15 protein-coding genes are annotated in these 26,063 nt (G+C 51.2%); 13 read left to right on the forward strand and 2 right to left on the reverse strand.

What is annotated here, in order from left to right:
* Positions 1-26: 26 nt before the first annotated feature.
* Complete coding sequence (locus tag WCI03_08870) at positions 27-1,313, reverse strand: DUF362 domain-containing protein (protein ID MEI8139965.1); 1,287 nt, start codon at positions 1,311-1,313, stop codon at positions 27-29.
* 504 nt (positions 1,314-1,817) lie between these two features.
* On the opposite strand from WCI03_08870, the gene WCI03_08875 reads away from it, so the two are divergent.
* The 9 genes from WCI03_08875 (at position 1,818) to WCI03_08915 (ending at position 22,177) form a co-directional block, all read left to right on the forward strand.
* Positions 1,818-7,544: a M4 family metallopeptidase gene (locus WCI03_08875; GenBank protein MEI8139966.1), complete on the forward strand. Its 5,727-nt coding sequence runs from the start codon at positions 1,818-1,820 to the stop codon at positions 7,542-7,544.
* A gap of 108 nt (positions 7,545-7,652) precedes the next feature.
* Entirely contained in the window at positions 7,653-8,453 is an 801-nt protein-coding gene (locus WCI03_08880; GenBank protein MEI8139967.1) for a hypothetical protein, read from the forward strand.
* Between the two features lie 4 nt (positions 8,454-8,457).
* Entirely contained in the window at positions 8,458-17,976 is a 9,519-nt protein-coding gene (locus WCI03_08885; protein MEI8139968.1) for a choice-of-anchor L domain-containing protein, read from the forward strand.
* Positions 17,977-18,050: 74 nt separating this feature from the next.
* Positions 18,051-19,043 carry a hypothetical protein gene (locus tag WCI03_08890; GenBank protein MEI8139969.1) on the forward strand — a complete coding sequence of 331 codons (993 nt, stop codon included), beginning with the start codon at positions 18,051-18,053 and terminating at the stop codon, positions 19,041-19,043.
* 100 nt (positions 19,044-19,143) lie between these two features.
* Positions 19,144-20,082, forward strand: a complete 939-nt coding sequence (locus WCI03_08895) for a hypothetical protein (protein ID MEI8139970.1) — start codon at positions 19,144-19,146, stop codon at positions 20,080-20,082.
* A gap of 344 nt (positions 20,083-20,426) precedes the next feature.
* Positions 20,427-20,762, forward strand: a complete 336-nt coding sequence (locus tag WCI03_08900; protein ID MEI8139971.1) for a type II toxin-antitoxin system RelE/ParE family toxin — start codon at positions 20,427-20,429, stop codon at positions 20,760-20,762.
* Positions 20,746-21,066, forward strand: a complete 321-nt coding sequence (locus WCI03_08905) for a helix-turn-helix transcriptional regulator (GenBank protein ID MEI8139972.1) — start codon at positions 20,746-20,748, stop codon at positions 21,064-21,066. The genes WCI03_08900 and WCI03_08905 overlap by 17 nt, the downstream gene beginning before the upstream one ends.
* Positions 21,063-21,770: a type I 3-dehydroquinate dehydratase gene (locus WCI03_08910; GenBank protein MEI8139973.1), complete on the forward strand. Its 708-nt coding sequence runs from the start codon at positions 21,063-21,065 to the stop codon at positions 21,768-21,770. The genes WCI03_08905 and WCI03_08910 overlap by 4 nt, the downstream gene beginning before the upstream one ends.
* On the forward strand, positions 21,767-22,177 hold the full coding sequence (locus tag WCI03_08915) for a DUF6508 domain-containing protein (protein ID MEI8139974.1): 411 nt from the start codon (positions 21,767-21,769) through the stop codon (positions 22,175-22,177). The genes WCI03_08910 and WCI03_08915 overlap by 4 nt, the downstream gene beginning before the upstream one ends.
* Before the next feature lie 127 nt (positions 22,178-22,304).
* On the opposite strand, the gene WCI03_08920 is transcribed toward WCI03_08915, so the two are convergent.
* Positions 22,305-22,601 (reverse strand): hypothetical protein, encoded by a 297-nt coding sequence (locus WCI03_08920; protein ID MEI8139975.1) that lies wholly within the window; start codon positions 22,599-22,601, stop codon positions 22,305-22,307.
* Positions 22,602-22,605: 4 nt separating this feature from the next.
* Here WCI03_08920 and WCI03_08925 point away from each other — a divergent pair, with 4 nt between their 5' ends.
* The 4 genes from WCI03_08925 (at position 22,606) to WCI03_08940 (ending at position 25,674) form a co-directional block, all read left to right on the forward strand.
* Entirely contained in the window at positions 22,606-23,178 is a 573-nt protein-coding gene (locus WCI03_08925) for a hypothetical protein (GenBank protein ID MEI8139976.1), read from the forward strand.
* Positions 23,179-23,379: 201 nt separating this feature from the next.
* The gene (locus tag WCI03_08930) at positions 23,380-23,784 is read left to right on the forward strand and encodes a hypothetical protein (GenBank protein ID MEI8139977.1); all 405 of its coding nucleotides are present in this window, start codon (positions 23,380-23,382) and stop codon (positions 23,782-23,784) included.
* Complete coding sequence (locus WCI03_08935; GenBank protein MEI8139978.1) at positions 23,744-24,010, forward strand: type II toxin-antitoxin system HicA family toxin; 267 nt, start codon at positions 23,744-23,746, stop codon at positions 24,008-24,010. The genes WCI03_08930 and WCI03_08935 overlap by 41 nt, the downstream gene beginning before the upstream one ends.
* Before the next feature lie 173 nt (positions 24,011-24,183).
* Positions 24,184-25,674 carry a Fic family protein gene (locus WCI03_08940; protein MEI8139979.1) on the forward strand — a complete coding sequence of 497 codons (1,491 nt, stop codon included), beginning with the start codon at positions 24,184-24,186 and terminating at the stop codon, positions 25,672-25,674.
* The last annotated feature ends 389 nt before the right edge of the window (positions 25,675-26,063 follow it).

The raw sequence follows: 26,063 nt of genomic DNA on the forward strand, positions 1-26,063 counted from the left end.
TTCCAGTAACCAATAACAGATAACGATTAACTATTTTTATTTCTCTTCTTCGCCGCAAATTCCGGCGCCTCTTTGATGCAGGTGCCGAGGATTGAGAGGGATTTCTTGAATAACTTCCAGCTATCCCGTTTCAACTCCAGCGGATCTTCCCCGACATTCGCCCAGCCGGGAGTTGTCAGGTCATCCGGGGGGATGGCCACTTTGTCCCAATTATGGAATAGCCGGCCCCAGGGACTATGCAAAATGTCATGAACCAGTTTCTGATGGGTGGGATACCAGAACGAATCGTGATAAATCACGCTTGCAATGTAAGCCCAAGGCGCCAGAACAGTCTTTAACGACCATTCGATAGGTTTGCGAAGGGGGCCCCAATAGATTTTATGCTGCATCTTGCTGGCAAATGTCATTTTTTTGAAAGGACCGACGAAATGCCAATCTTCCTTCAATGCGTCAGGATCGCCCACAATCTCAATATCGCGAATATCCCCGCAGCCAAGCCCGGCATCATGCGCCAATCGGATAAACTTAATGTCTTGTAAAGGGTTGAAGCCCATAAGTTTAGCGGCAACAGCATCGATCGCAACCTGATCCGATGATGCCAGAATCACGTTTTTGACATGCGGAATCATACAACGGGGGCCGGGTCCATCCCCTGCGAACGTGCCATCCATGACGGCAAAGATGCCCGGATGGATTTTCTGCTGGATTCTTAGCAGATCCACAAGTGTTTCGTGGATAACAGGATGCGTCCAGTGACGGTGTTCATTAAGCAGGCCGCCGAAGGCATTTTTCATGGCACCGGTTGTGGTCGTGAAAACGTGGGTTTTTACCGTGGGAAGGTGAATGATGTTCTCCCCGATAAACCGCTTCGGAATCATGAATCCATTTGGATATACCTCGTTCAGGCAGAGGAACTTATCAGCAATTGAGCCCACCGCATCCCGGACATTGATCCAAGGCTCGTTTCCCTCATAGAGATGGACATTGCGGAGCCCATGGGCTTGGACGACGTTGAGTTGCTTGTTTTCACGTTCCCCGAGATGAGCGTCAATGACAACGGTTCGGTTATGGCAAGCATGGATATTTGAGGTCGAATAGCCGTCCTTTTTCATGGCCCGGATGACGCCATCCAATTGCCAGGGGGTGGTTGAACTTCCCGGATAGAAGAAATGCCAGCTGATATTCACTTTCAGGGCGGTGTCGGCAGTTTTGGAAATGACATTCTGGTACCCGGCCAGATTCATTACCCGGTGATAATCCGCCAGCGCGGTGGCTGGTGACGTCCTGAGGATAGCGACTTTTGATTTGCTCATGGGCTATATACTATATGAATTTATTTTGATTAACAAGGGGGGGCCATAGGCCCAAATTCTCGCTTAAGGACATGTCTTCTTTGTAGTAACCCGTATTTGACACCCTGCCCACGCGGCTCACGCAAGGTTCGCCCTCCAGCAGAATGATCTTTATCTTCTCGATCTTTCTTTTTGGAGGGCGAACCTTGCGTGAGCCGCGTCCATTGTGGGGCCCAGTAGGCGTTCATAAATCGTGATCCTGCTAGTGGGCGAGGATTTGGCTATAGGGATGGGGGGGGTGCTGTCGATATTACGTTTAATAGTCTGATTTTACTTATTGAAGATACAGATAAGTAGTGTTAAGTTCAAAAATAATTGTATCCAGATAAGATTTATTTTTTGCAAGGCGCCACGATGGAGGGCTGTTCGGTGACACTTTATGCTCGTTTGACACGTTTGCAGTTTATTCAACTCTGGATTGCGGGGTTTGTTTTTTTGGGGGCTGCCTCTCTCTCTTTCGCCCTCATGCCAGATAGTCATTCGCTTGTGATTGCGGGTGGTGACAAACCCTCTGAAACGGCGGTCGTCGCCGCACTGAAAATCAGGATGGCCGAGGCTAAGAAGAATCCCCTGCTCAGAATCAACTGGGACACCAAGCGTGGCATTCCCGCCTCGGTGCATGGGGCTGATCTTCTTCAGGGCTCGTCTGCGCCTAAAGGCAAGGGCGTGGGCGTCGCCGCAGCTCCGGACTTCAGTGCCAAGGCTGTGGACGTGATGCGTGCAGTCGCCGGGCTTTACGGGATCCAGAATGCGGGGCAGGAGTTCTCTTTTCAGTCCCTCGAGTCAAGTGCGACGGGTTACCGCCATGTCCGACTGAACCAGACCTACCAAGGGCTCCCTGTCTTTGGTGGCCAGATGGTGGTTCATTTTGATGGAAAAGGCACGGCGCGTTCGGTTAACGGGGTCTATCAGGCGATGGATCACGTTGCCATCTCGCCGGTGTTGACACCGGATGAGGCGGCTGCTGTTGCAATGGCGGACCAAAAAGCCATGGGTAAAAATGACGGGCGGTTGACAGAAGGGCCGTCCCTTGTGATTTATGCCCGCGATGTGGTGCCTTTACTGGCATACCAGCTGGTGGTTTCTTATGGTGAACAGCAGGCTGTCGATGTGGGGCGATGGCGTTACTGGATTAATGCTCAAGATGGATCCATTTTGTTACGCTACAACGATATTCCAGAAATAGCGGCGCCCGCTGTGGGGGTGCCGGAGGTTCTCACGGGTTATGCGTTGATCCGTGAAGGCATGGACTCAACCACTGTTCAAGGTTGGAAGGAGAGCAATGGACTCAGGTACATGTATAGTGCTGTCAACCGGTGGTATGTCAAAAATGCCGGGGGCGGGCCTTATGCTTTTGCCCCTGACGCCTTCACTTACGCCTACCGGCCGACCGCTGACTGGGCTGCTTCAGACTATGGTGAAATGTCGGCCGCAAGGGCTTTTGAAAATATTCAAAACTACTATCTCACGGTTCATGGACGTGACAGTTTTGATAATGTGGGCGGGATGGCCCGTGTGGATGTTCATTATTCTGAAAATTACGCTAACGCTTTTTGGAATGGAACCTATTTTACCTTCGGGGATGGGGATGGCAAAACTTCCCGTGAGTTGTCCGTATTGGATGTTGCTGCCCATGAGTTCCAACACGGGGTTACCGAGCACAGCGCAAGACTGGTGTATGCTTATGAGTCCGGGGCTTTAAATGAATCCTTTTCCGATATTTTCGGGGCGTTGGTGGAGTTTGATTCCCAGCTGGATGGAGGATCTAATTACCCTGTCCGGGTAGCGGGAACGGCGGATTGGCTGATAGGTGAAGATTGCTGGCTGTCATCAACTGCTATGCGGGATATGCGTAACCCTGCCAACAGTAATACAGTCGGAGTGGCGGGAATGCAGCCGACCCGATATAAGGGAACCTTTTGGTATTCCGGAGACTTGGATTCGGGCGGAGTGCACTATAACAGCAGTGTGCAGAACTTTTTCTTCTACCTGCTCTGTGAAGGTGGGTATGGCGTTAATGATAGTGTCATTACTTACAATGTCCCTGGACTTGGCAGATCTGTAGGAGAAAAATTGGCCTATCTTGCTTTGACCGGCTACATAACCCCTCATACTGATTATACTGCCGCCAGTGAGGCGTGGTTGAACGCTGCTATGGAGACCGATGAACTCGGTGATACAACGAATGCGGTAGCTTCTGTCAAATTGGCCTGGGTTGCAGTGGGGCTTGGTACAGCGGACTATGTCATTCCTGAGGATGACTTTGGTAGCGGGGGTGATCCAGGTGGTGGTCCTTATCTTCCGAGTAATAAGGTCTATACCGTTATTAATCCGGCGGACTCAAATGTGACTTGGTCTGTCGCGACGGATAGTCCTGCTTTATGGCTGGATATTTTAACCCCTACTATCCCGCTGGTGGCGGGGGAGATGGGCTCTGTGGAGGTTTCCATCAATCAGTCCGTGGCGGCGACTCTGACGGGGGGCATCTATCGCGCCACCTTGATTATTACTAATAACATCGGAGTGGGCAATACCACACGTCAGATTGTTTTGCGCGTGGGCAATAACTATACCATCTGTCCGATCAGTTATGATTGGGTGGATCCCGTTGCAGGGGGGCACACGCTCCTGAATGTAAGTTCCGGAGTCAGTACTTCTCAGGCGATTCCGTTCCCTGTTCGCTACTACGACAGCCTCTACAGCAATATTTACGTGTCAGCTTATGGCATGGCCGGTTTTGTATCGAATGGTATGGCGAGTGACAAGAATGTCGATTTGCGGAACATGGATGCGCCCAATGGTATGATTTGTCCGCTGTGGAGTGTTGTGGAGGGGGCGGCGGCCCCGGGGCAGGTCTATTATGGACTTCCCACAACCAACTTGATTTCTACCATAATAACCAATGAGGTAATCCACGGGGAGACCAATGAGGTAACTAATACAGTAATACATGTGGTCGCAAAGGAGCTTGTCGTGACTTGGCTCAATGTTCCCCACAAGACCGAGCCGACGGCCACCTTCAGTTTTCAAATACGTATCCCCTGGGATCCTTCAGTTACGAACGGAGCTAACAATGATATTGTAATACAATACAAGGATGTGGCTGAAACCAACCGAACCGTGGGATCAGGGATTGATGCCACCATCGGGATCGAGGATGAACTTGGGATATTGAACCGGAAATATTCCTTTGATGGGGAGCGATGGTTGGCTAATGAACGGGCGTTATTGTTTACGCAGTACCCGACGCTCGATACCAAAAAGCCTGCAGGGACTCTGCGCACATGGGGTGGCTCGCGGGCGAAAGCCACCTTCGAGATTAAATTCGACGAAACCGTTGATGGACTCGACCTCAATCGTGACCGGATTTCATTGAGTGACTCCACGGTGAGTAATATCATTGTAGGCAATATTACTGGTGGCGGCATGCGATATTTTGTTGACGTCATCAACCTGGCAAGCCTCGGGCGGGTCACCATGAATGTCTTGAGCGATGCCGTGGGTGATATGGTGGCGCCGGTGGCCAATTCCAATGATGCGCTTGTGGCTGCAACTTATGTGGTGCCGATCGAGAAGGCTGATTTTACGGATAACTTTGAGCTCGGACCGGGACAATGGATTGCCTCAACCCAGGTGTTTGCCCAGTTGACTACGCGCGCCTGGGAGTGGGGCGTTCCCTCTACTAATTATGTAGACGGACCGTCGAACACGGTCAGCGGCTCTCATTGTTGGGGGACGGTACTGACGGGTGAGTATCCCAACAGCATGGGCGCCTGGGTGATGTCTCCGCTGATTCAGGTGGGGACCGGGCCGACGCTAGATTTTTATGTGTGGCATAATTTTGAATACGTGTCGGGGCCCGCCGACTTCGGTTTCGTTGAAGTGTACAATGGGACGGCGTGGATAAATGTGACTCCGCGCGGTTACTACTCAGGAATGTCTGCGGGATGGATCCGTCAGCAGATCGCGCTGGATGATGCCCAATTCGGCAATCGGCAAATCCGTGTGCGATTCCGTGCAACGAGCGATTCCAGTGGGGCTAGGGCGGGAATGTATGTGGACGACTTGAAGATAACGAGCCAGCGAGTTCCCGGGCTCTGGGTTAGTTCCTACACCCCGACCAATATCCCTGCAGGAACAACTACGCAGGTTGTTATCAATATCTATAATTCCAGCACAGCGGAGGTATCGAATGTGAATGGAAACGTAAGTTCGCCTGATACCAATGTCCTGGTGATTGGCGGGAACCCGCTGGTCTATGGCACGATTTTGCCTGGTGATTTTGCGACCGCGCCGATGCCGGTGCAATTGCAGGTTGCGGCCCCGGAGAACTTTCCTTCTCCCCGCGTCATCTTGTACCATCAGGGTATGATCGGGACGGTGCCCGGGAACTTAGAAGGGCTGCCCTTGATCGTTGACGGGGTTACCATCTCGGGGGGAACCAATGTGGTGACCGTGCGCACCCTGGGCCCGATAAAGGATTGGCTGGGGCGAACGTTGCAGGGAGATGGCGGGGCGACCTCATGCCTCTTCCAGGTCATCTCTGCAGGATCCGGACGGATCAATGATGCGCCCCTGTCCAACGGCCAGGTGATGGGCGACGATGTGTTGCTTTACAGCTCGGATATGTTGCTGCCTTGGGGGCGGTTTGGGGAGGGAAGTTCGCCCGGCCTAGGCGCATTTCGTAAGAATTTTCTCCATAATCTTAGCTCCAATGACTTGATCTATGTCAGGGCTTGGGATTCGTCCTCGTTTGAATCCTCCGTGGCCTATGGGGATTCACCTCTGTTTGCCATTACCAATCCCGCCGCGCAACTCATTGATTTCGGGGTCTGGACGGTTGGGACGCCGATTCAAACTAATCGTGATAGCAATGGTGACTCATTGCCCGATGGGTGGTGCGTGTTGAATGGGACAGATCCACGTCTACCCATTCAGTCGCTGGGAAGTCGGGTCACTTCGGCGAAGGCGGTCACAAGCTTCAATCATCCGGACCGGGTTACCGTCAGTACAAATCATGTATTCGTTGCGGATACGGAAAACTCACGGGTTCAGGTTTGGAATCGTGAGTTGACGACGCTTCTTTACAGTTTGGGCTATGAAGGTGATACCAATTTCAGCAAGCCACGCGGGGTGGCGGTGACGTTAGACGGGGCACGTCTGGCAGTGGCTGATACAGCCAATCGTCGGATTCGGGTATTCTCTGTGGCCACGAATGGGGTGCTGTCGAATTTGTTCAATTTTGCCAGTACCAACGCCGCCGTTGGTTCGTTTAAGGATCCTTTTGCGGTGGCGTTCAAGCCCACGGGCGAGATTGTTGTGGCAGACAGCCAGGAGAGCGGCTCCTGCAGCAACCGGATCCAGATTTTCTCTGCGACCGGTATTTATCAGTCTCAATTCGGAACCGCTGGCTCCTCGGCTGGAAAATTTAATCATGTTCTGGGTGTTGGGCTGGGGAAAGATGGATCGATTTATGCAGCAGATGCCGACAATAACCGGGTTCAGAAATTTGATGGATCAGGCAGTCATAAGTGGTCTTATCCTGCGGTTGGGACGGCATCTGGAACGGCGACGGGTTCGTTCTGGAGGGTGTGGGATGCCCAGCCTTCGGTGGGAGGCCTTGTCTATGTTGCGGACTACTACAATAACCGGATTCAGGTGCTGGGCACGGGGGGAACCGTCCATGTGGTGGGCGTGTATTCCAATGCAGGAGCGGTATTGGGCGCTATCAGTCTTCCCCGTTGCGCGGTTCCGGGTCCTGAAGGAAAGGACTTGTACGTGGTCGACGGGCCCAATCGAGTGATGCGGTTGACGGTGACGCTGGATGGGGATGGGGATGGCATGGATGACGTCTGGGAAATCCAGCATTGGTTTAATCCTGATCTCCCCTCTGATGCTTTTGGGGATGCGGACGGGGATGGTATCTGGAATATCGGGGAATTCCGTGCCAGCATGGATCCAGGCATCCCTTTGAGCATTCTGTCGATCGGGGTTGAGCCAGCCGTGTTAAGTTGGACTGCAGGATCGGGTTACATTTATTGCGTTCAGAGTACGACGAATCTGGTGCAGAACAATTGGGCTGATGGCGTGACGGTGACATCGTCGATAAATGGACCTTGTTCGTTTACCAATGTGTTTGTGAACACTAATCGCTTGCAGTTCATGAGGGTAGTGTGGACCAATACCCCTTGATGTTTTTACAGGAATTTGACATTAGACAATTTTAATTTTGATAAAATGGTCAACAATAAAAAGACATTACATTGCAGAAGCCGCTGTTTCCGGCGGTAAGGTGGAAGAATGAAAGATAGAAAGTTATTAATGCCGTTGCGTGACACCGTTCTCGGTGCCTGTCTATTGCTCTGCCTATCCGTCTCTGTCTCTTGTTCCCGGTCAGAAAAACCGAAGGCGGTTGAAAAAAAGGCCCGGACCATTGAAATTGCCCCCACGCCGCTCCCTTCCACTGGCATGGTACAGATTGTCCGCCAGATCGACACAAATTCCCCCCACTACCGGGCGCCACAGAATTCCATCAGCACCCCGGAAAGCCAGAAGGCGGTGAGGGAAAGACAGCGGGCGTTTGCAAAGAAGGCGATTGAGCAGGAGTTGGCGCGAAAACAGGTCCCCTATGAGCAGAAGCGACTGGAATTAGACAAGAAGGAAGTTGAAATTCGTGAAAAGGATCCGGCCGTGCGGGACGCCTATGCCAGTATGATGAATGTTCGTTCCGGATACGAGGAGACGTGTAAGAAATCCATTTCAGGTTATGATGACGTGGTGCGTGAGGTTGACCGGACAAGGGGGCAACTGGATGATGCCCTTTCCCGCCGCAGGCAGGGGATGAACATAGCCACACAGGATCTGGCAGTGCTTCGAAGGGATTTTAATCAAGCTTTTACCCGGTTCAATCAGATGCGGTTGGCGGCCAATCTTTCCAATGCTGCGGTGGGGCAAGCCCTGATCGAGGTGAGAGATGCCCAAGCCGCCTATGAACGATCTCTTGCGAAAAACGACGAATATCTAAAATCGAAAATGGCTGCGGATGAGGCATTGGCGATTATTAACAATTTGACCGCAATGCGGGATGATAAGAAGGAGTGATGATATGATCTCAATCAAACTTGGTTCTATGAAAAAAATGCACACCTTTGGTGGAAGTCTGGCTCTGATGCTGATTATAACGGGTCTATTGCCTGTCCCGTCCGCTATGGCGCAGAAAAGATACAGGGTTGCTGTGTCACCGATATCTGCGGCAGGAGTGTCGATTAACAGCGTGGTGACCAATTATGTGATGGTTAATCCCGGAGATTCTTTTGATCTCGCATATGTGGCGCCTAACCCTTTGTATTATTTTAGTGCGTGGAAACTAGGATCCACAAATATTACCCTGGATCCTGGTACTTATGGAGCAGATTATACCAATGAGGCTGCTTATCTTGGTGATCAAGGGATCTCGGTAAGGATTGTTTCGACAGGCGAGGTGAATACCATTTTGGCGACAGCTATTTTTTCGAATAATATGATCCAGTTGGTCGCTTCCGCCAGTCCCTCTAATGGCGGAACGGTGTCGATTGTTGGGACTAATGGTGCCTTTACCGCGTTTACCAACACCTATTTCAATGGCACGAGCAATCAGATTACGGCCACGGCCCAGTCCGGTTACGAATTCATAAACTGGACCGGTGATGCATCTGGGAATGCCAATCCGATTACGGTGGTCATGAGTGGACCCAGAAGAACGGTCACAGCCAATTTCAGCAACACATGGACCATCTCGCAAGCCTTTGTGACCGGCCCATCGGATTTGAATATCGACAACTCTGTTAAGGGACTACTCAGCGGGACACAAACCAATATATCTGTCGCAAAATTTACCGAAGAGACACCATCGCCGCCGGCTCAGACTCAGAGATCGCGTTGTGATGGGTGGGCTGGAGGTACGGGAAGTATCAATCCAACAAATCAGTCGGGGCCTGCTTTTAACTCGGTTACTATAACGGTGAAAACCAACACTTCTCTGGATTGGAAGTGGAAGACTCAGTTTAAGGTGAGCATAAGCCCGAACTCAAATGGTGTGACAACAGTGAGTGGGCACGATTTGGAATCCCCTGTTTGGGTTGATTCCAATGAACTCATCGTTGCGCATATGGCGGCTATCGGAAATTATGCGCCTGAAAAGTGTGTGGTCATGCCTGGTGGGGCAACTTACTATCCGTCTACCGACGGCAACGTCGATTTGATGGCGGTGACCAATGCCTTGACCATTTACCCCTATTATGTCGCCGTCGTTGGTACCGATCCTGGATACCAGGCGTTCTTGAACCATTTTGGGTTACCCACGAGTGCGTCCGGTGCGATGGCGCCTGGCGCGGACCCGGATAACGACGGGCTTTCGAACTTCCAAGAGTATCAATTGTCCAACACCAACAATGGGTCGTACTATAATCCGATCAATGCTGACACTGACGGCGATGGGATGGATGATGCCTATGAAGTCTATTCCGTGGATCCCACCAATCTCACTGATCAAGCCAAGGCCTCAAAAGATTATTACCCTGCTGGCGTTGATAGTGGAATAAAATCAGTTAATAACGGCCCAAGCGGTAATCCGGATCATGACTACCATTGGAGCACCACCGATGGATATATGCAGCCCACGCAACCTCTGATGAACATCGAGGAGTATGAGGGGCCCGATGGGGTAAAGCCTTACGCATTCCTTACTGTTTCAACCAACAGTGTGTTTCCGATAGTGACGAATGGTGTGACGATTACGGAGCATCCGCTGGGCACGACCGGCTCCCGGCCTGATGTGGTTGTGCGTATTCCGTATATTGGGCCTGCCGGAGAAGTGGATTCTAATGACCAAAGCAAGGGCAACTCTGCTAACTCCGACACCGACAATTTTGACGATGGTTATGAGTACTCCTGGGATCAGTGGCAGCATTGGGGCCGTACGAATGTGAGCTGGAGCGGCGATAGCACCAATGAGGTCTACCTTGTTGGGGTAACGAATCAGGTGCCGATCTATTACACCAATGCCATTCCCGTGTGGGGTGTTTCCACTCGCGTTTTCAAGCCAAACCGGACTGACACCCTTGTCGGTGGCGGGCCCGATTATGATGTGCTGTACGATTATAAAACGGGCAAGGTTTCAGAGGACTACTATACTGCCGATCGCGAATACGGGGCTTGGCAGGCGAATGCATTTTCTCCGGGCATAGCTGCCGCCCCGCACACGATTGTGATTGATGGTAGAGCGCCCCCCATCCCCCCTGCCTTGGCGGCCGCAGGGGTGGTTACCAAGCGTAGTTCCCATCCGTTTCTATGGGATGTTGACCAGGATGGACTTCCTGACGGCTACGAAGTGATTTTCGGGTATGATCCTTGGGGCAAGGTTACCCCGGGGCATACGCTTGCTGATGGCCTGGATAATCCCGATGGCGACTGGATGGCGAAGTCGAATCCAACCAATGACCTCGCCTGGCGCAACCACGAAGTCTACTTGTTGAACGGTTTCGACCCCCGAGTTGCGGTGGATCAAGTCTACCCCGTTGCCTCAGACATACCTGCGAAAGGCTCAACGCCAAGTCCGAACACCGTTAAATACTCCAATCGCGAAGAATTGTGGGGACCGAACGGGATGATGCAGATCAGCCCGGGCACTGAGGCGGATGACGCCACGAATCCGTTCAACTATGATTCCGATGGGGACGGCATCTGGGATGGCTGGGAAAACTATGTGGGCTTGGATCCGAATTTGGCGACCGATGCCCCGCTGGATCCGGACGATGATAAAATCAGCAATTTAATAGAGTTCCAGAGTTTTTATACCTCCAGCACCAACCGTGCCGCCTTGACGCCGGTAACGGCCTGGCAGAATAAGATTTTCCCGACCGATCCCAATGGCAAGGATACGGATGGGGATGGGATCGAGGATGGCGCGGAAAAGCCACTCTTTAACGGAACGTCTTTAGCCGCCACCAATCTGGTGTTCGATGCAGACAACAATATATCCACGCAGGTTTTCGCGGTAGGCGTCTGGAATGGAGTATGCTATACGGGCGGCGGGCTGAATCCCACTTCTTCTGATACGGACGAAGATACCTTGCCGGATCCCTATGAGGCATCATATGCGACGGGGCTTGATGGCACTTTGGGTGATGCCTTTCTGGATCCAGATGGCGACCGCCTGAAGAATTATCAGGAATATTATTCCTGCGCCATCTATCACTGGCAGCATGATGTATGGACTTATGGTCAACCTTTCTACAATAGCGCCGTTTTCTTCCAGGGCGTGCCAAAGGGTTGGGATTGGTGGCAAAAGCGTTACATCCCTCTGTTCAATCCGAAAAAGGGAATTTCGGTTCTTGCCTATTCGGGATGCCGACCAACGATGGCGGATTCGGATGAAGACAACATGGATGATTATTACGAAATCTATCATGGGTTAAATCCAACTTATGGCGTGTTTGACCTGGTAACGTCTCGCGATGTCAATGCACGCGTGTATGTAGGGGCCGTGGCGGCCGACTACCGCCTCAAGCCTTATATTGCAGGAACACCGGAGGCGGATCCCGACGGAGATGGTCTGCCGAATACCGAGGAAGCACCGCTCTGGTACTACCAGAAACAATCCCCGCGTTATCATACGGATCCTTCGCCGTTGTGGATGACCGATACGGGGTCTGACTCCAGTTGGGTGAACCTCTACTACAGGCCTAATGTTTCTGTTTGGCTTTGGTCTGGAAAATTGCCTCCGCCCACTTACGCGTTTGATTTCGAGAGTAATGAGGGGTTTGATACCGATGGAGACGGACGCAGCGATTACGAGGAATTGAATGTGACCAAAACGGATCCGATGAGTCCCGAACGTCCGGTGAAGCGGAGAGCGCTCTATCTTCCCGAAGGTCAGGATGCTTATGCTCGTACTCTGCCAGGATATGTGCCTGGCGTGACTTACCCGAAGAGCGGTTATTTGCCGGGGACATCTGTGATCGGGTATTCCGGAGATTACCTACGCAGTTTCACGGTGGAAGCATGGGTGCGGCCGCTGACTCCAAGTAACGGCACGGATCAGGTGGTGGTGGAACGTCCCATCATGCTGCCGAGTGGCAACCCGATGAGTCTTGTGCAAGGAATCCGCCTAAATTTCCGGATTGCGCTGAATGCCGATGGCTATCCCTACGCCAGTTATAATGGCAATGGAACCCAGCTTATTTTTCCGGAAGCCCGGGTCACTGGTTCGGCGAAGCTGTCCGCTACTAACTGGACGCATATTGCGGCAACCTATCAAGTGCCGGACACCATAAATCCTTTGGTGGGCGGGGTCTTTACTCTGTATGTCGATGGTAGGATCGCCCGGCAAGATATTTTCCGCGAATTACCCGCTAACGGCGTGTTTAATCCCTCCTGGCACATCTATGGCGCCCCAATTGTGGTGGGGGCGGCGGATGCGAATCCGGATGGAAGGATAGGATCTGGATCACAGCCTCAGCCAGAGCGCTTCTTCAAGGGCTGGATTGATGAAGTCCGTATTTGGGACGGCGTCCGGGATGGTGCTCAGATCCTGGCAGGCTCGAAGATCAGGATGAAGCAGGCTGATGTGCTGGCCAGCAAATCGGCGTCAGCAAGTCTGTTCTATCTCTACAGCTTTGATGCGTTGACCGATCCTGATCATGCCGCGACCACGACGGGAACCGGCGTCGGGTTTGATTCCACCGCTACCGCCATATTCCCATCAGATTGGACAGTAGGATTCTGGGGTGCATCCTCGCAACGTTCGCAAATCTATTCCGACTACCGGATGGTGCCGTGGATTCAGAATGCCGCCGCGCATACACCGGAAATGCCGGTCACCGATATTGGCTCCACCAATGGGTATGTCTCCCTGATGAATGGCACCAATGTGATCGGGCAATATGCGAATTTCTGGAATTCATCCAATCCGTACGGCTATCGATATTATACCGCGCCTGACGGGGTGCTTGATTTCTACGATGTGGCGAATGATTTGTTGCCGTTACGCTGGGCGCAGGCTGACGAGGATGTTCCGATGTGGGATAACGGCACCGTGCCCGCCACGACTGGCTTTGATTCTGATGGCGATGGGATGGCGGATGCCTGGGAAGAACAGTATGGATTTGATCCTCTTATTCCCGATGATGTCACCTCGGATTCCGATGGAGACGGCCTGTCGAACTTAAATGAATATTTGGTCGGGATCAATCCGTGGAGTCAGGATAGTGATGGTAATCGCGTTAAGGATATGGATGAAGATTCCGATGGCGATGGGCTCAGTAACGGAATCGAGATCAATGTCTATGGAACGGATCCCGGCGATCCGGATACGGACGATGATGGCACGGCTGACGGCGTTGAAGTGGATCGTAACATTGCCAAAGCTGATGGTCGACGTGTGACCAGTCCGGTGGATTCCCGGAGTCCACTGATGCCAAAGAGCATGGTCGCGAATGGGGTGGCCCAGGTTGTGCCTGCCGCCAAGTTCCAAGGGGATGCCGACCGGTTTGATATGAGGAGTTGGACCATTGAGGCATGGGTCAAGCCTCAGACATCCAACGAAACAGGTGCAGTGGTGATGCGAACACTGGGTGATGGACGAACCAATTTCGCCTTGCGCCTGGAGAATAATTACCCGGTGGTGGAATTTTCCTCTGTTGCCGGGGCATTATACAAGGAGCGTGCAAGTGTGCCGCTGAGCACTAACAGTTGGACCTATCTGGCGGGAACCTTCAGCAGCGAATCACTTCGTTTCACGCTTTATGTAAATGGTCGCGTGGTGACGAACTTGACAGCTATCGATACCTGCGCGTCGGGCGAGGGGACGACTGCGATGGGTGCTGGGCTCCAAGGGCTCATTGATGAAGTCAGAATCTGGAGTGTCGCCAGAACTGACTCCGAAATTCTTGACTGGTACAATAAGACGTACAGGGAACCGGTGGAGGACATCAAGAATACCATTACGGTAACGGTCTATTCGAACAGTGCAGCAAATGCGTTATTTGATGCATTCTTAGGTGAGGCTTTGCCCTCGGGAATTTCCGAACTGAGTGCCAGTCTTAAGGGAGCTGCTGAAGCCGCAGGTTCATTTATTGGATTCCCTGAATTACCGAATAAGATGTCTCGCCCTGGAAAAGGGGTGATCTTGAGCTCGGGTAAAGTCAAGGATGCCGAAGTAGCCAGCAACACTTCAGGTTCAAAGACAACTTCATTCGGGACAGCAGGTGATGCGGATCTTACGACGTTGTTAGCAGGAGAGACGTCCCATGATGCCGTGTCGTTGACTCTGACGTTTAAGTCCGACTCGTCGGTTAAAGGTGTGAGCTTTGATTTCCTTTTTGGCTCGGAAGAGTTTCCTGAATGGGTGGGAACGGCGTTCAATGATGATTTTGGAGTGTTTTTGGATGGGGTGAACATCTCGTTTGACAAAAACGATAAGCCCGTCTCAGTGAACAACAACTTCTTTGAGCTCGACAACGATGTGTGGAATCCAGCCAATCAGGCAAGTGTGGGTAAAATGCAGGTGAGTTTGCCGTTCGAATACGATGGATTGACTCCGTTGCTTACCACCAGTAAGACACTGAAGCCGGGACTTCATACGCTCAAGTTCGTGATTGCCGATACCGGTGATACCGCATATGACAGCGTGGTCTTTTTGAGTAAACTTCGATTTAAATTGGAAACCGAGGGCACTGGAAAATCCCTGAAAACACTTAGATCCTACTATTTGTTTGACGATGGACAGAACACCACCATCACCAACAAACTTACAGGACAGGTGAAGGGTTATGGCACTGAGGACTTCGCGCAACCACTGGATTGGGCGTTTGCTCTGAAGGGGTGTGTGTTCAGCACGAATGCTGCCCCGCTCATTGAGATGAAGAACGATGCCGATGCCGATGGCATTCCTGATTGGTGGGAACTATTCTTCTTCGGTGTTGATGTCGATCCCTACGGCGATAACGATGGGGATGGCTTGAACAATCTGTATGAGTACTGGGCGAAGACGGATCCTGACGTCACAGATACTGATCACGACGGTTTTAATGACTACGACAGTCGTACCGGTCCGGGGGCTCGCACTTATGGCGAAATCTATGATGATGGAGATGGGATGCCTGATGCTTGGGAGAACCTCTACAAAGGGCCTTGTCTGACCACAGGCAAGCGTGGACTTGACCCGGCTTATTACGATGCCTCACTGGATCCCGATGAGGATGGATGGAGCAGTTATGCCGAGTACCTTGCGGGAACGGACCCCATTGTTGCCAGCAGTTTCCCTCGGCCGGCAATAGAAATCCATGGAAGATACTATGGACGTTTTGGCAACACGCTTCTTGAGGCGTCGACCTCACAGGGTGCAGGCCAAAGTACCATTGTGGGAGAACCGGCGGCGACTGCTGCGGCAGGTTCTACCTATATATCCGGAATACTCCAGACTGCGAATATCACGGCAGGTTCCTTGAAGCTTATGGTGGCTGGGGTGGCGATTGCGACCGATAACGGAAACGGTGTACTGGCTGGTACTTATAGTGGGGGCACGGTCTCCGGTGCCATTAATTATGAGACCGGGGGCTGGTATCTGACACTTGCTGGTGCAACTTTTACAGCGGCAACACCCGTTGCGGCCAATTATACCTACACGACAGGCGGTCAGCTTAAGTTGTCGTTCTATAAGACGGCGGCTATGGATGGGTGGCCGATTGCCACCCTCGAAATGACTGGGGATTATGTGAAGACCTCTAAACTTACCTCGGGGCATCTGGTGGAGGGCAATAATTATGTGTTCGCCTATCTGGATCGGAACAGCAATAGCAAGTTTGAGCCTGATTCCGAACCAGCTGGCCTTGCGCAATTTAATCCCGTTAATGTCGGATTCGGTGCGCTCAACAACGTGGAAATCGGCATGACCGATTCGATGCCGGGTTATTCGCGGGTTACATGGGTCGCGTCCGCGACCGCGACTAAGTATATTGTGATATCAAGTAATCCTGGAATGACGAATGTTATTACTGGGCCCCGGAATTACTTGCATGAGGGGGATTACCTGGTTAGTGGTCGTTATGGCTTCGGGCCAGTCTTTCCATCTTTTGAAGTGTATGAGAATGATCTCAATCACTTTTTAGCGGTGGTGTTGGCTACCGAAATTCCGACGGTCACGTTGAGTACACCTTCAATTGTCACGCCTCATGACACGGTGTATCAGTACGCTAAGAACGAGCTTGAATTTAAGGCTGATCTTAACGCTACAAGCTATAGATTGCAGATTGCTGCAGTTACCAATGCGGTGATTATCAATACGACTAACATTGTGCCTTACAGAGATGCTAACGGGGTTTGCAAGGTGACACTGCCCTTCTACGCCGGGGATAATTATATTCCTGTGGGAAGCAATTATGCGTCTTCGGTGTGGGCCAACTCGCGGTACTGGGTAAGGGTTCAGGCAGCTACACCTGCATTGTCGGTTTTATCCCCATGGAGTGCTTTTAATTTGGATGTCCGGTGCCCGACCAATGGTGGAAAATCCGAGATTTCCGGGGATGTGTATTATTTTGGTAAGGTTGCGCATGGGTATGGAGCAGGACTTACATCCAATCGTTTGACGATTATTGTCCAGGCCTATGAAAACAAAGGCTTCAGCGGAGTGGCTGATGGACAGGTTCAAATTACCTATTTCTGTGCGACCAATTTCCCGAACGATCCGAGTGCCGGAGCGAATTCGCGCAAAGGGGCCTACAGTATCAAGGGGCTTCATAGCCAGACCTTTTACGTTCGAGCGTTTATTGACCTAAATGGGAATCGGACGCTTGATTCATGGGAACCTGTGGGGTTTGTCCAGGAGCGGACGATGGATGGAGGGGAGGTCCCCGTTGAAATTGATGTGTCCGCTAGCATAGGCGTGCAGAAGTCTGGGATGCAGATTGTAATTAGAGATCGTGATACCGACGACGATCAGTTACCGGACGGCTGGGAGTGGATGTATTACGGAACACTAGGAAAGGGGGCCTATGATCAAAGCTCGGCGAACCTGACTTGGTGGGGTACCACAAACATACCGTTAATCCGGTGTTACGAGATTGATCCACTGGATGTTGATCCTACCGCTGTGAATGGTGATACGGATGGCGACGGGGTAAGCGACTTTGATGAAGTGTGTTATTCTGACCGTATAGCTGGTACCTCGCCGGATATTAGTGATTATAACCCCTATGCCCCCGTATTGAATCCTCTTGGGGTGGACTTGAATCCCATGAAGTGGGATACGGATGGTGATGGATTATCAGATGGATATGAGCTTAGCCATGGACTTAATCCGATTAACCCGAATGATGGGGCCTTGGAGATGTCTCGGGCGTCGGCGGCTGGAGAGGTAATCCCCGGGCTTCCATTTATATCCCGGACGGCGATTATAATGCCTTCAGAAGGGCAGTTCTCGCTGTCATGGCTTGGGAGAGTAGGCATGATCTATGAAGTCCAGTATAGTGATGATTTGAGAGTCTGGCATTCAGCAATAGGCGGTTATCGAAGTGGGCAGGGCGTACATGACTTTGTGGATCAGGCTCCTAAAGTAATGTCGCGGTTTTACCGTGTGGTCGTGAAGTAATTGGGATAACCATTGACCTGTATGACACGTTTTCGTAACTTGCAAATATTCAACTAAAAAGAGGGTAGATAGATATGAAGCACCTGTTTCAAAATGCATTGGTAATAGCGATGGGCGTTGCGTTGGTTGGCTGTGAGTGGGGTGGAAGTGGGGATGAGGGTTCGTGGAATGATAGTTCGAGTATTGCTAATTTTAGCGGCTCATATCGAGGGTCAGGTGGGTACTTGGTTAGCGATTATTCGACAACCGCAAGTTCTACTCCTATAACATCATCTGGTGGTGTAACCTATAACACCTATACGGGAGAGGATGGGGGCAACACCGGCGCAAACAGAGTGTCACTTTCCGGAAAAACATCGCATGGCTCGGTTAAGCCTGGATCTTTCACGATCATTTTCGGAGGTGTTTCCGGTTCAGCCTTTGATGATGGATCTGGCGCTATGAAAGGTTCATATGTTTTAGGACCGACAAACTTTCCTGTTACTGGTGGTCATTTTGAATACGATACAGGTGTTTGGACGTTGCAGTTTGCCGCTCCAGGTCTGCCTGTTTCTCAGTCTATATCGATAAACTATAGTGCGGCGGGTGCCGCCACAAGCAGTGGGTCGAGTAGTAGCAGTGGTTCTGGTGCATCTGGTGGTGTCAGCATCTATGCTTTTAATGTTCAGCAGAGCGGCAACAAGATTTCGATTGTTGACAATAATGGCAGTGTGTATTCCGGTAGTATGGGTGATGTTAGAACGACGGGTGGGCTTTCCTCTAGTTCGACAGGTGGTACGCCTGCTAATGGAGATCAGGTCATTGCACCGTATTCGGCATCAGGAAAAAGTAAGTCCGGAATGTATGTCAATTTAGTTGGAAATTTTCAGGGGACAGTTGCAAGTGTCTCATCGGTTAGTTCAGTGAGTGGTGATTCCACAACGATTAAAACGTCCTTTGCCTTGTCTGATCGCGTTATCCTTGGTACTTGGGTAGAAGATGGAGGTAAGACGGGGGATATTAAAGGAATAGCCGGTTCTTCTAGTACTATAACGGTATCAAGTAGTACTTCGACCAACTCTCCGTAATTCTTAATCAGTTAGTATGGGGGCAGTGCGAAACAAATTCGCCCTGCCCCTTTTTGGTTTATGGTAGGGCCTTTGCGAGCTGTACGAAGCAATTCTCATTATGATCAACAGTCCTAATCTTGAGAAAATGAAACTGTCGCTTCGCAACCGCACCGTTGTTGGAGCCTCCAATACGTCTGAAGAGGCTGCCAATGGTGATCCCAAAGAAACGGGTGTGTCGCGTCAGGATTATTTTCCTTCGCGCATGCTGGGGGAAAAAGTAAGGCGTAAAAACAACTTTGGTACGGTGGTCGGGCAACTGTTCCTGATATTGTTGCTAATATTGATTCCTTTGGGCGTTTTTTGCTATTTCGATTTATCTGAATATCGACAATGGGTTACGGCGACTGAACTGCTGCCGGACTTGCGAAAGGCTGCTGGCGACGATGTGAGGGCTGCCGCATTGGCGCAGTTGGCGATAACAGTAGATCCTGGAAATGTGTCCTTGAAAAGTGGGCTTTTGGGGGTTTTGGCAATCCGGAAGGTGGGTCTGGGGCAAAGAGAAGTAGGGTTGCGTAATTGCAAGCAGGTTTGTCAGCAATTCCCAACGTCATGGTTTGCAAGCCAGTTTTCTGAGGCTTCATTTTACGGTTCGTGTCCTGCCTGTGCGGCAAAGGGGTCTGTCCCAGTACCGTGTTACCGCTGTAAAGGCACCGGGGTATGCTCTCGTTGTGGGGGTTCTGGGGAATGTTCAACTTTTATGGGGAATTCAAGGCCGAGTGGTTCTGGTGGCGACATTCGGAATACTGGTAAATTTCAAGGAATGGGTGAGAAATGTCTCGACTGTAAAGGTACGATGAGGTGTCGGTATTGTGGCGGAAAAAAAACACTTTCCGGGACTTGTGCCAAGTGTGAGGGGGAGGGATGCCAGTTCTCTAAGCAAAAGGTCATCGAACAATATCGGGCCGTGATCGATTATGTGCTGGGGTTGCACCCTTCCTGGGTGGCAACGGTGGTTCGACTCCAGGCGACTGTGAAGTCATGGATTCCGTTTTTTTGAGCAAAGGCCAATCAAGAGATTTGAAAAGTATTTGCACAAAAGTCGCAAAGCACGCGAAGGTGGCAGCCGACGTCCCGGCGGCTGCATTTAGCAGCAGGAAAGATAATCCTGATCTGAATCAAAACTGTATGCATTTTCCTAAACTCATCCCCTGCATTCAAAATCTAATCATATAAATATAACTAGATACGTTATAGTTATATTAGTATGATCGAGAGCAGTGGGTGATGGATCTCACCTGGAAAAAGTGAGGGTGGTGGAGGGGGGGGCGAGGCGCATTATTATGCGTTATCTACATCAAGAGAATTGACGGGATATAGCATATGTGCGATACTGGACACGTAATGAAGAAACTGTATTCGGCGACACGGAAGGTTCGCGAATTCATCGAGACGCAGCCACCGGAGATTCAAGTCGAATACGTTAAGTTGGTCGAGCGGATCGAATCTGACGGGCATTTGGTTGAACCGTTCGGCAAGAAACTCGACCGGAATTTGTTCGAAATGCGGTTGAGGCGAGGACGCCAAGTGCGGATTGTGTATTTCTATTACATGGGTAATCGCGTGATCGGGGTGCATGCCTTTGTTAAGAAGACGCAACAGACGCCACAGCGGGAACTGTCGCAGGCACTGCGAGTCAGGCGGATAATCGAGGATGGAGACTATGACGAAGATAAATAGGGGATTGGAACGTATGCGTGCGGCTCACGAGGCGCAGGCGGTGGGCATTCGTGCGCATCCGGACTTCCAGAGGATCTCGGACGAGTTTGACGTGGAATATGAAGTGGCGCAACAGATGCTGACGATCCGCACGCAAGCAGGGCTTACCCAGGCCGATCTGGCCCGTCGGATGCATACGACGCAGAGCGTGGTATCTCGGATTGAGTCTGGAGTAAATGTATCCGTTGAAACGTTGGCTCGTTTTGCCGCCGCTTGTGGAAGGCGCCTACAGGTGCGGATGGTTCGTGAAAGTGGAATTTCATGATGGCTTACCACATTGGAAAACTGGTTCTTGGAACTCCTCCGCTGGTAGTGGGAACACTTTCTTCGAGAAGCTCCCTTCCTTCTGAACGTAGTGGTGCTGACTACCCCTGCAATGTGGTGGAAGTCAGGTTGGATCAGGTCGGCACGGATACTCCTGGGTGGCTGGGAGAGTGTCTGGCGATTGAGGAGGCCGGGGTCCCGGTCCTGCTTACTCTTCGGTTAGCTTCTGAAGGGGGGAACTGGGTCAAGCCTGATGCTGAGCGGTTACCCTTTCTCTCCTCCGCACTGAACAACCTCTCCTGTATTGACGTAGAGTTCGCCAGTGAACTTTGTGTGCCACTCTGTCGGCAGGCTGCGGAACTCGGGAAGTGCGTGGTCGTCTCTTCGCATAATTTTCAAGAAACCCCTGATTACGCCGTATTGAAGAGAATTCTGGATAAGATCCTGGCCATCCCGAATGCGATCCCCAAAATAACGACCATGATCAATACTGAGGTCGATGTGGAGACCTTGCAAAAGCTCCTTGAGATCACCACTGTGCGACCTATCTGTATTCTCGGCATGGGAAGCCTGGGCACTAAAACAAGAACTCTTTTTCCGACCTTAGGGGCCTGTCTTGCGTATGGTTATCTTGACGTGCCCAGCGCTCCAGGACAACTGTCTTCAAGTCAACTGATGCAAGCTTTAGCTAGAAAGAACCCATGAAAACTTGTTCCATTAAAGAATCTGAGGGGATTGAACCGCAACAGTTGGCAAACCTTCTTGATTTCATTCCTGTTTTTGAGGATCCATCATTTTGCCCCGCCGGACAGATTCCTGTTGATGAGGATAATTGGCCGGACGAAGATTTTATGAAGTTGGTCTCCCGTTTCATGGATGCCTGCTATAAGAATGGGTTCGTCGTCCGGTTCGATTGGGAGAACTGGGAGGCGGAGGCCATGACCTATGTCCGGGATCCTGCCTTACTTAAAGAAGCGGATCTCGTTATTCTGCGTCGCCTGTTTACCTGGCATATCCGGCAGAATCGGTTCACCAAAAATCATGTCGCCACCATGATCGCTTCAGGCCATATCTTGCTAGTGTTAAAGTCGTTAGGAGCTTTCAGGGTGTAGCCTTACTGCAATGGGGAGGAGCGGAGCCCAATGTGGGAGGGGCACTCCGTGCCGCGACAGGCTCGAAAGAGTCGCCGCAGGGGACTGCGCCTCCCACATTGAAGAGGGAGTCCCTTACTTGAGCGTGTCATTCCGTCAGTGTAATGGGGCTAAAGACGTGGTGACGTTTCTGGCGTTCTTTTTTTGATAAACCTTCTCCCTCAATTGCGAGTCGCTTTTCGATTCGTGCATTGTACATACCCAGTTGCAGTTCGTACGCGCCTGGAGGTATTTGGTCGGGTGGTTGAAACCGGAACGGGATATTCAGCGAGCCAAGGGCGAAAGTTTGCCAGAGGGGGAAGTTGAAGGTATGCACCGTGTGTCCCTGGGCATCTAACAGGTGGATAAAGAATACGATATCGTCCAGATTTCCGGGTCTGCTCATGATAATGGCTAGCAATGTTTCCTTGAAAAGCGGGCTTTTGGGGGTTTTGGCAATCCGTAAGGTGGGGCTGGGGCAACGAGAAGTAGGGTATCGTAATTGCAAGCAGGTTTGTCAGCAATTTCCTGCGTCATGGTTTGCAAGCCAGTTTTCTGAGGCTTCATTTTACGGTTCGTGTCCTGCCTGTGCGGCAAAGGGGTCTGTCCCAGTACCGTGTTACCGCTGTAAAGGCACCGGGGTATGCTCTCGTTGTGGGGGTTCTGGGGAATGTTCAACTTTTATGGGGAATTCAAGGCCGAGTGGTTCTGGTGGCGATATCCGGAATACGGGGGAATTTACAGGGATGGGAGAGAAGTGTCTTGATTGCAAAGGCACGCTGAAGTGTCGAAATTGCGACGGAAAGAAAACATTTAAGGGGACTTGTTCAAGTTGCAACGGGGAAGGCCACCAGTTCTCCCAGCAAAAAGTCACTGAACAATATCGTGCCGTGATTGATTATGTGTTGGGACTGCACCCTTCCTGGGTGGCCACGGTGGTTCGACTCCAGGCGACTGTGAAGTCATGGATCCCGTTTTTATAGTCGAGACTTCTGGAATGGTGAATGATTATACTTTGAAGACATTTGGAGACGAAAAGAATTTTTAGACAGAATTTACAGAATAAGACAGAATGGTGAAATTGGTGTGTGTGGGGTATTGAAAACCGCCTTCTGAATTTCTGCTTGAATTGACACCCCTGCGAGAAATATGCAAAATTATTAGAGCTATAAGGAAAAGACCAAATGACCACAATTCACAATGTCAGTGTGACAAGCAGGGTGTTGCTTTATCAGGAACGGGATGGGACTTATGTGGCCCATGCGCTTGAAACCGACCTGATCGGGGAGGGGAATAGCCCGAATAAGGCTATGGCGGATCTTCGGAATGCCATGGAAGCCCAGATTACCTTCGCGATCCAGATGGGTAACACGGGAATGATTCAGCGCGAAGCTCCGGCGGACATTATTACCCGCTGGGAGAAAGCCAATAAGCAGAGTATCAAGGATTTGACCAAGGAAGGCCATACGTTGCGCGTCAAGGCGGTCGCAAAAGTCATTGAGATTACGCCCAAGGAAGTCGCTTTGTTGCGCTCTAAGGCTAGGCGGAATGCCTTTTCCGCGTCTTCCCGGGCGGTGGCCTGTGCCTAAGCCGCTCAAGTTTCACGAATTGGTTCGCAGATTGAAGGATCATAATCGGGAATTTGAGATACATGAGCGGCGAGGGAAGGGGAGCCACTGTATGCTCTACCACAAAAGCCTTGCCGGTCGTCCCGCTTCCGTACCCGTTCCCCGCCATGGTGGGCGCGATATATCGCCCCGGATCCTCTCTCAGATAATTCGGGCCTTTAATTTGCCGCATGATCTGCTTGGGTGATTTGCTTTTTCATGAGGATGGTTCGCGTAAGTAGGGCCTGAGTGTTCAATCCGACCCTTTTTTGTTTATCAAGGGTGAGGGTTCTTGTGGGAGGGGCGCTATATTGAATTATTTGACACAATCGCAGTTAATATATAATATTTTTGACAATTACGGCGCGGCATACGTGTATTATGCGAAATATTCTACCAGAAATAGTTTTCTCAACGTCTGACAGCACTCTGTCACAGCGTATTAGTCGGTGGGTAAAATCTGGTCGCCTCCGCAAGATTGCGCCAAAACTCTACACATCGAACTTCACGGACAGCGACTATCAGATTGTGAAGCGGAATCTTTATCCGATTCTTGGGCATCTGTTCTCGGGTGCGCTCCTGAGTCATCGTTCAGCACTCGAAGGGCGCCCTACGGATTCTGGGGATGTATTTCTGACCTATACGTACACCCGGCATGTCGCACTACCTGGTATCCGTGTTCACTTAATGAAAGGGCCTGGACCGGGGAGTACCGATTTACCCTTTATGAATGGTTTGTTCATTTCCTCACGGCCGCGGTCGTTTTTGGAAAATCTCCAGATCGCACGTGGGAGGTCTGGTCTTGCTAAAATCCTGTCCAAAGTGGAACTCGAAGAGAGATTGGATCGCATTTGTCTGGCGCAAGGGACAGCCGCCTTGAATACGCTGCGTGATTCGGCGCGTGAACTGGCAGGGCCGTTGCACATGGAAGAACCTTTCCGGAAACTGAATGCCCTGATTGCGGCGATCCTGCGAACACGGCCGGCCAACGTGCTCTCTTCGCCTGCGGCACGGGCAAGATCCATGGGGATGCCGTACGATTCTTTTCGGTTGGATCTCTTCAATACGTTGTTCACAGCGCTCTCCCAGGCAGAACTGCCAGTCCGCAATGAAGTCCGCACGACCGAAAGAGAACGCCAGCTTCTGGCCTTTTTCGAGGCCTATTTCTCGAACTACATTGAAGGAACCGAATTCAAGGTTTCCGAAGCCTATGACATTGTCTTTCACAATAAGGTGCCTCGAAACCGTCCCGCAGATGCACATGATGTCATGGGCACATTTCGTGTGGCCGCCAGTATTGGGCAGAGTCGGTCCGTTTCCGAAACGTTTGACGATTTTTGCCGGATTTTGAAATCTCGGCATCACGATATCATGGAAGGCCGTCCTGACAGGGCACCGGGCGAGTTCAAGGAGGATGGAAATCGTGCCGGAGAGACTGTGTTCGTGGATCCCGGTCTAGTCCAGGGCACGCTGTTAAAGGGGTTTGAAATGGCCTCCGCGATCACGCCGGGCTTGCCGCGTGCCATCTTCATGATGTTTCTCATCGCGGAGGTTCACCCATTTGTTGACGGAAATGGACGTGTTGCCCGGTTGATGATGAACGCGGAACTGGTGCATAGGGGGCTCAGCCGAATCGTGATGCCAACCGTTTACCGCGACGATTACCTGCTGGCACTTCGTGCCCTCTCCCGCTCCAGCAACCCCGTACCCCTGGTTAGAGCTATGGATTACGTTCAGGATTTCTCGTCGCGTTTGCCAATGTCGTCTTATGATGAGGCGATCAACGCTTTGACTAACTGTAACGCATTCAAAGACCCCGATGAGGCTCGTCTGATTATGTATTCCCCTATATCTTCCGCGCCTTCAATTTAGTAATTTCTCCAAAATGGCTGATGAATCAAATCTTGATAAAATGCGGCAAAGGGGTCTGTCCCAGTACCGTGTTACCGCTGTAAAAGCACCGGGGTATGCTCTCGTTGTGGGGGTTCTGGGGTCCGGCTTCAGACGTCCGTGAAATCATGGATCCCATTTTTATAGTCGAGACTTCTGGAATGGGCGCATCTCTGCGTTTTGGCTCTCGTTGTGGGGCGGATGTCCCATCCGCCTTGTTGCCAGTTGGATCCACAGACAGGCGGATGGGGACATCCGCCCCACATCAACTCTTCGTCGTGCAACCAACCGGATTGACTCGAATGCGCTTAGAAATGCAGGGCAGACGCATCTAATTTTCCTTTAATCTGGCGTTTCTGGCTCAAATACTC

It is taken from the genome of bacterium (assembly GCA_037143175.1).
In the GTDB taxonomy this organism is placed as follows: domain Bacteria; phylum Verrucomicrobiota; class Kiritimatiellia; order CAIKKV01; family CAITUY01; genus JAABPW01.

Bases quoted from the DNA above. Each gene is read 5' to 3' on its own strand.
- WCI03_08940 (MEI8139979.1), top strand. From the start codon at position 24,184: ATGCGAAATATTCTACCAGAAATAGTTTTCTCAACGTCTGACAGCACT.
- WCI03_08930 (MEI8139977.1), top strand. From the start codon at position 23,380: ATGACCACAATTCACAATGTCAGTGTGACAAGCAGGGTGTTGCTTTAT.
- WCI03_08920 (MEI8139975.1), bottom strand. From the start codon at position 22,601: ATGAGCAGACCCGGAAATCTGGACGATATCGTATTCTTTATCCACCTG.
- WCI03_08870 (MEI8139965.1), bottom strand. From the start codon at position 1,313: ATGAGCAAATCAAAAGTCGCTATCCTCAGGACGTCACCAGCCACCGCG.
- WCI03_08935 (MEI8139978.1), top strand. From the start codon at position 23,744: ATGCCTTTTCCGCGTCTTCCCGGGCGGTGGCCTGTGCCTAAGCCGCTC.
- WCI03_08880 (MEI8139967.1), top strand. From the start codon at position 7,653: ATGAAAGATAGAAAGTTATTAATGCCGTTGCGTGACACCGTTCTCGGT.
- WCI03_08885 (MEI8139968.1), top strand. From the start codon at position 8,458: ATGATCTCAATCAAACTTGGTTCTATGAAAAAAATGCACACCTTTGGT.
- WCI03_08925 (MEI8139976.1), top strand. From the start codon at position 22,606: ATGGCTAGCAATGTTTCCTTGAAAAGCGGGCTTTTGGGGGTTTTGGCA.
- WCI03_08890 (MEI8139969.1), top strand. From the start codon at position 18,051: ATGAAGCACCTGTTTCAAAATGCATTGGTAATAGCGATGGGCGTTGCG.
- WCI03_08910 (MEI8139973.1), top strand. From the start codon at position 21,063: ATGATGGCTTACCACATTGGAAAACTGGTTCTTGGAACTCCTCCGCTG.
- WCI03_08895 (MEI8139970.1), top strand. From the start codon at position 19,144: ATGATCAACAGTCCTAATCTTGAGAAAATGAAACTGTCGCTTCGCAAC.
- WCI03_08915 (MEI8139974.1), top strand. From the start codon at position 21,767: ATGAAAACTTGTTCCATTAAAGAATCTGAGGGGATTGAACCGCAACAG.
- WCI03_08875 (MEI8139966.1), top strand. From the start codon at position 1,818: ATGCCAGATAGTCATTCGCTTGTGATTGCGGGTGGTGACAAACCCTCT.
- WCI03_08905 (MEI8139972.1), top strand. From the start codon at position 20,746: ATGACGAAGATAAATAGGGGATTGGAACGTATGCGTGCGGCTCACGAG.
- WCI03_08900 (MEI8139971.1), top strand. From the start codon at position 20,427: ATGAAGAAACTGTATTCGGCGACACGGAAGGTTCGCGAATTCATCGAG.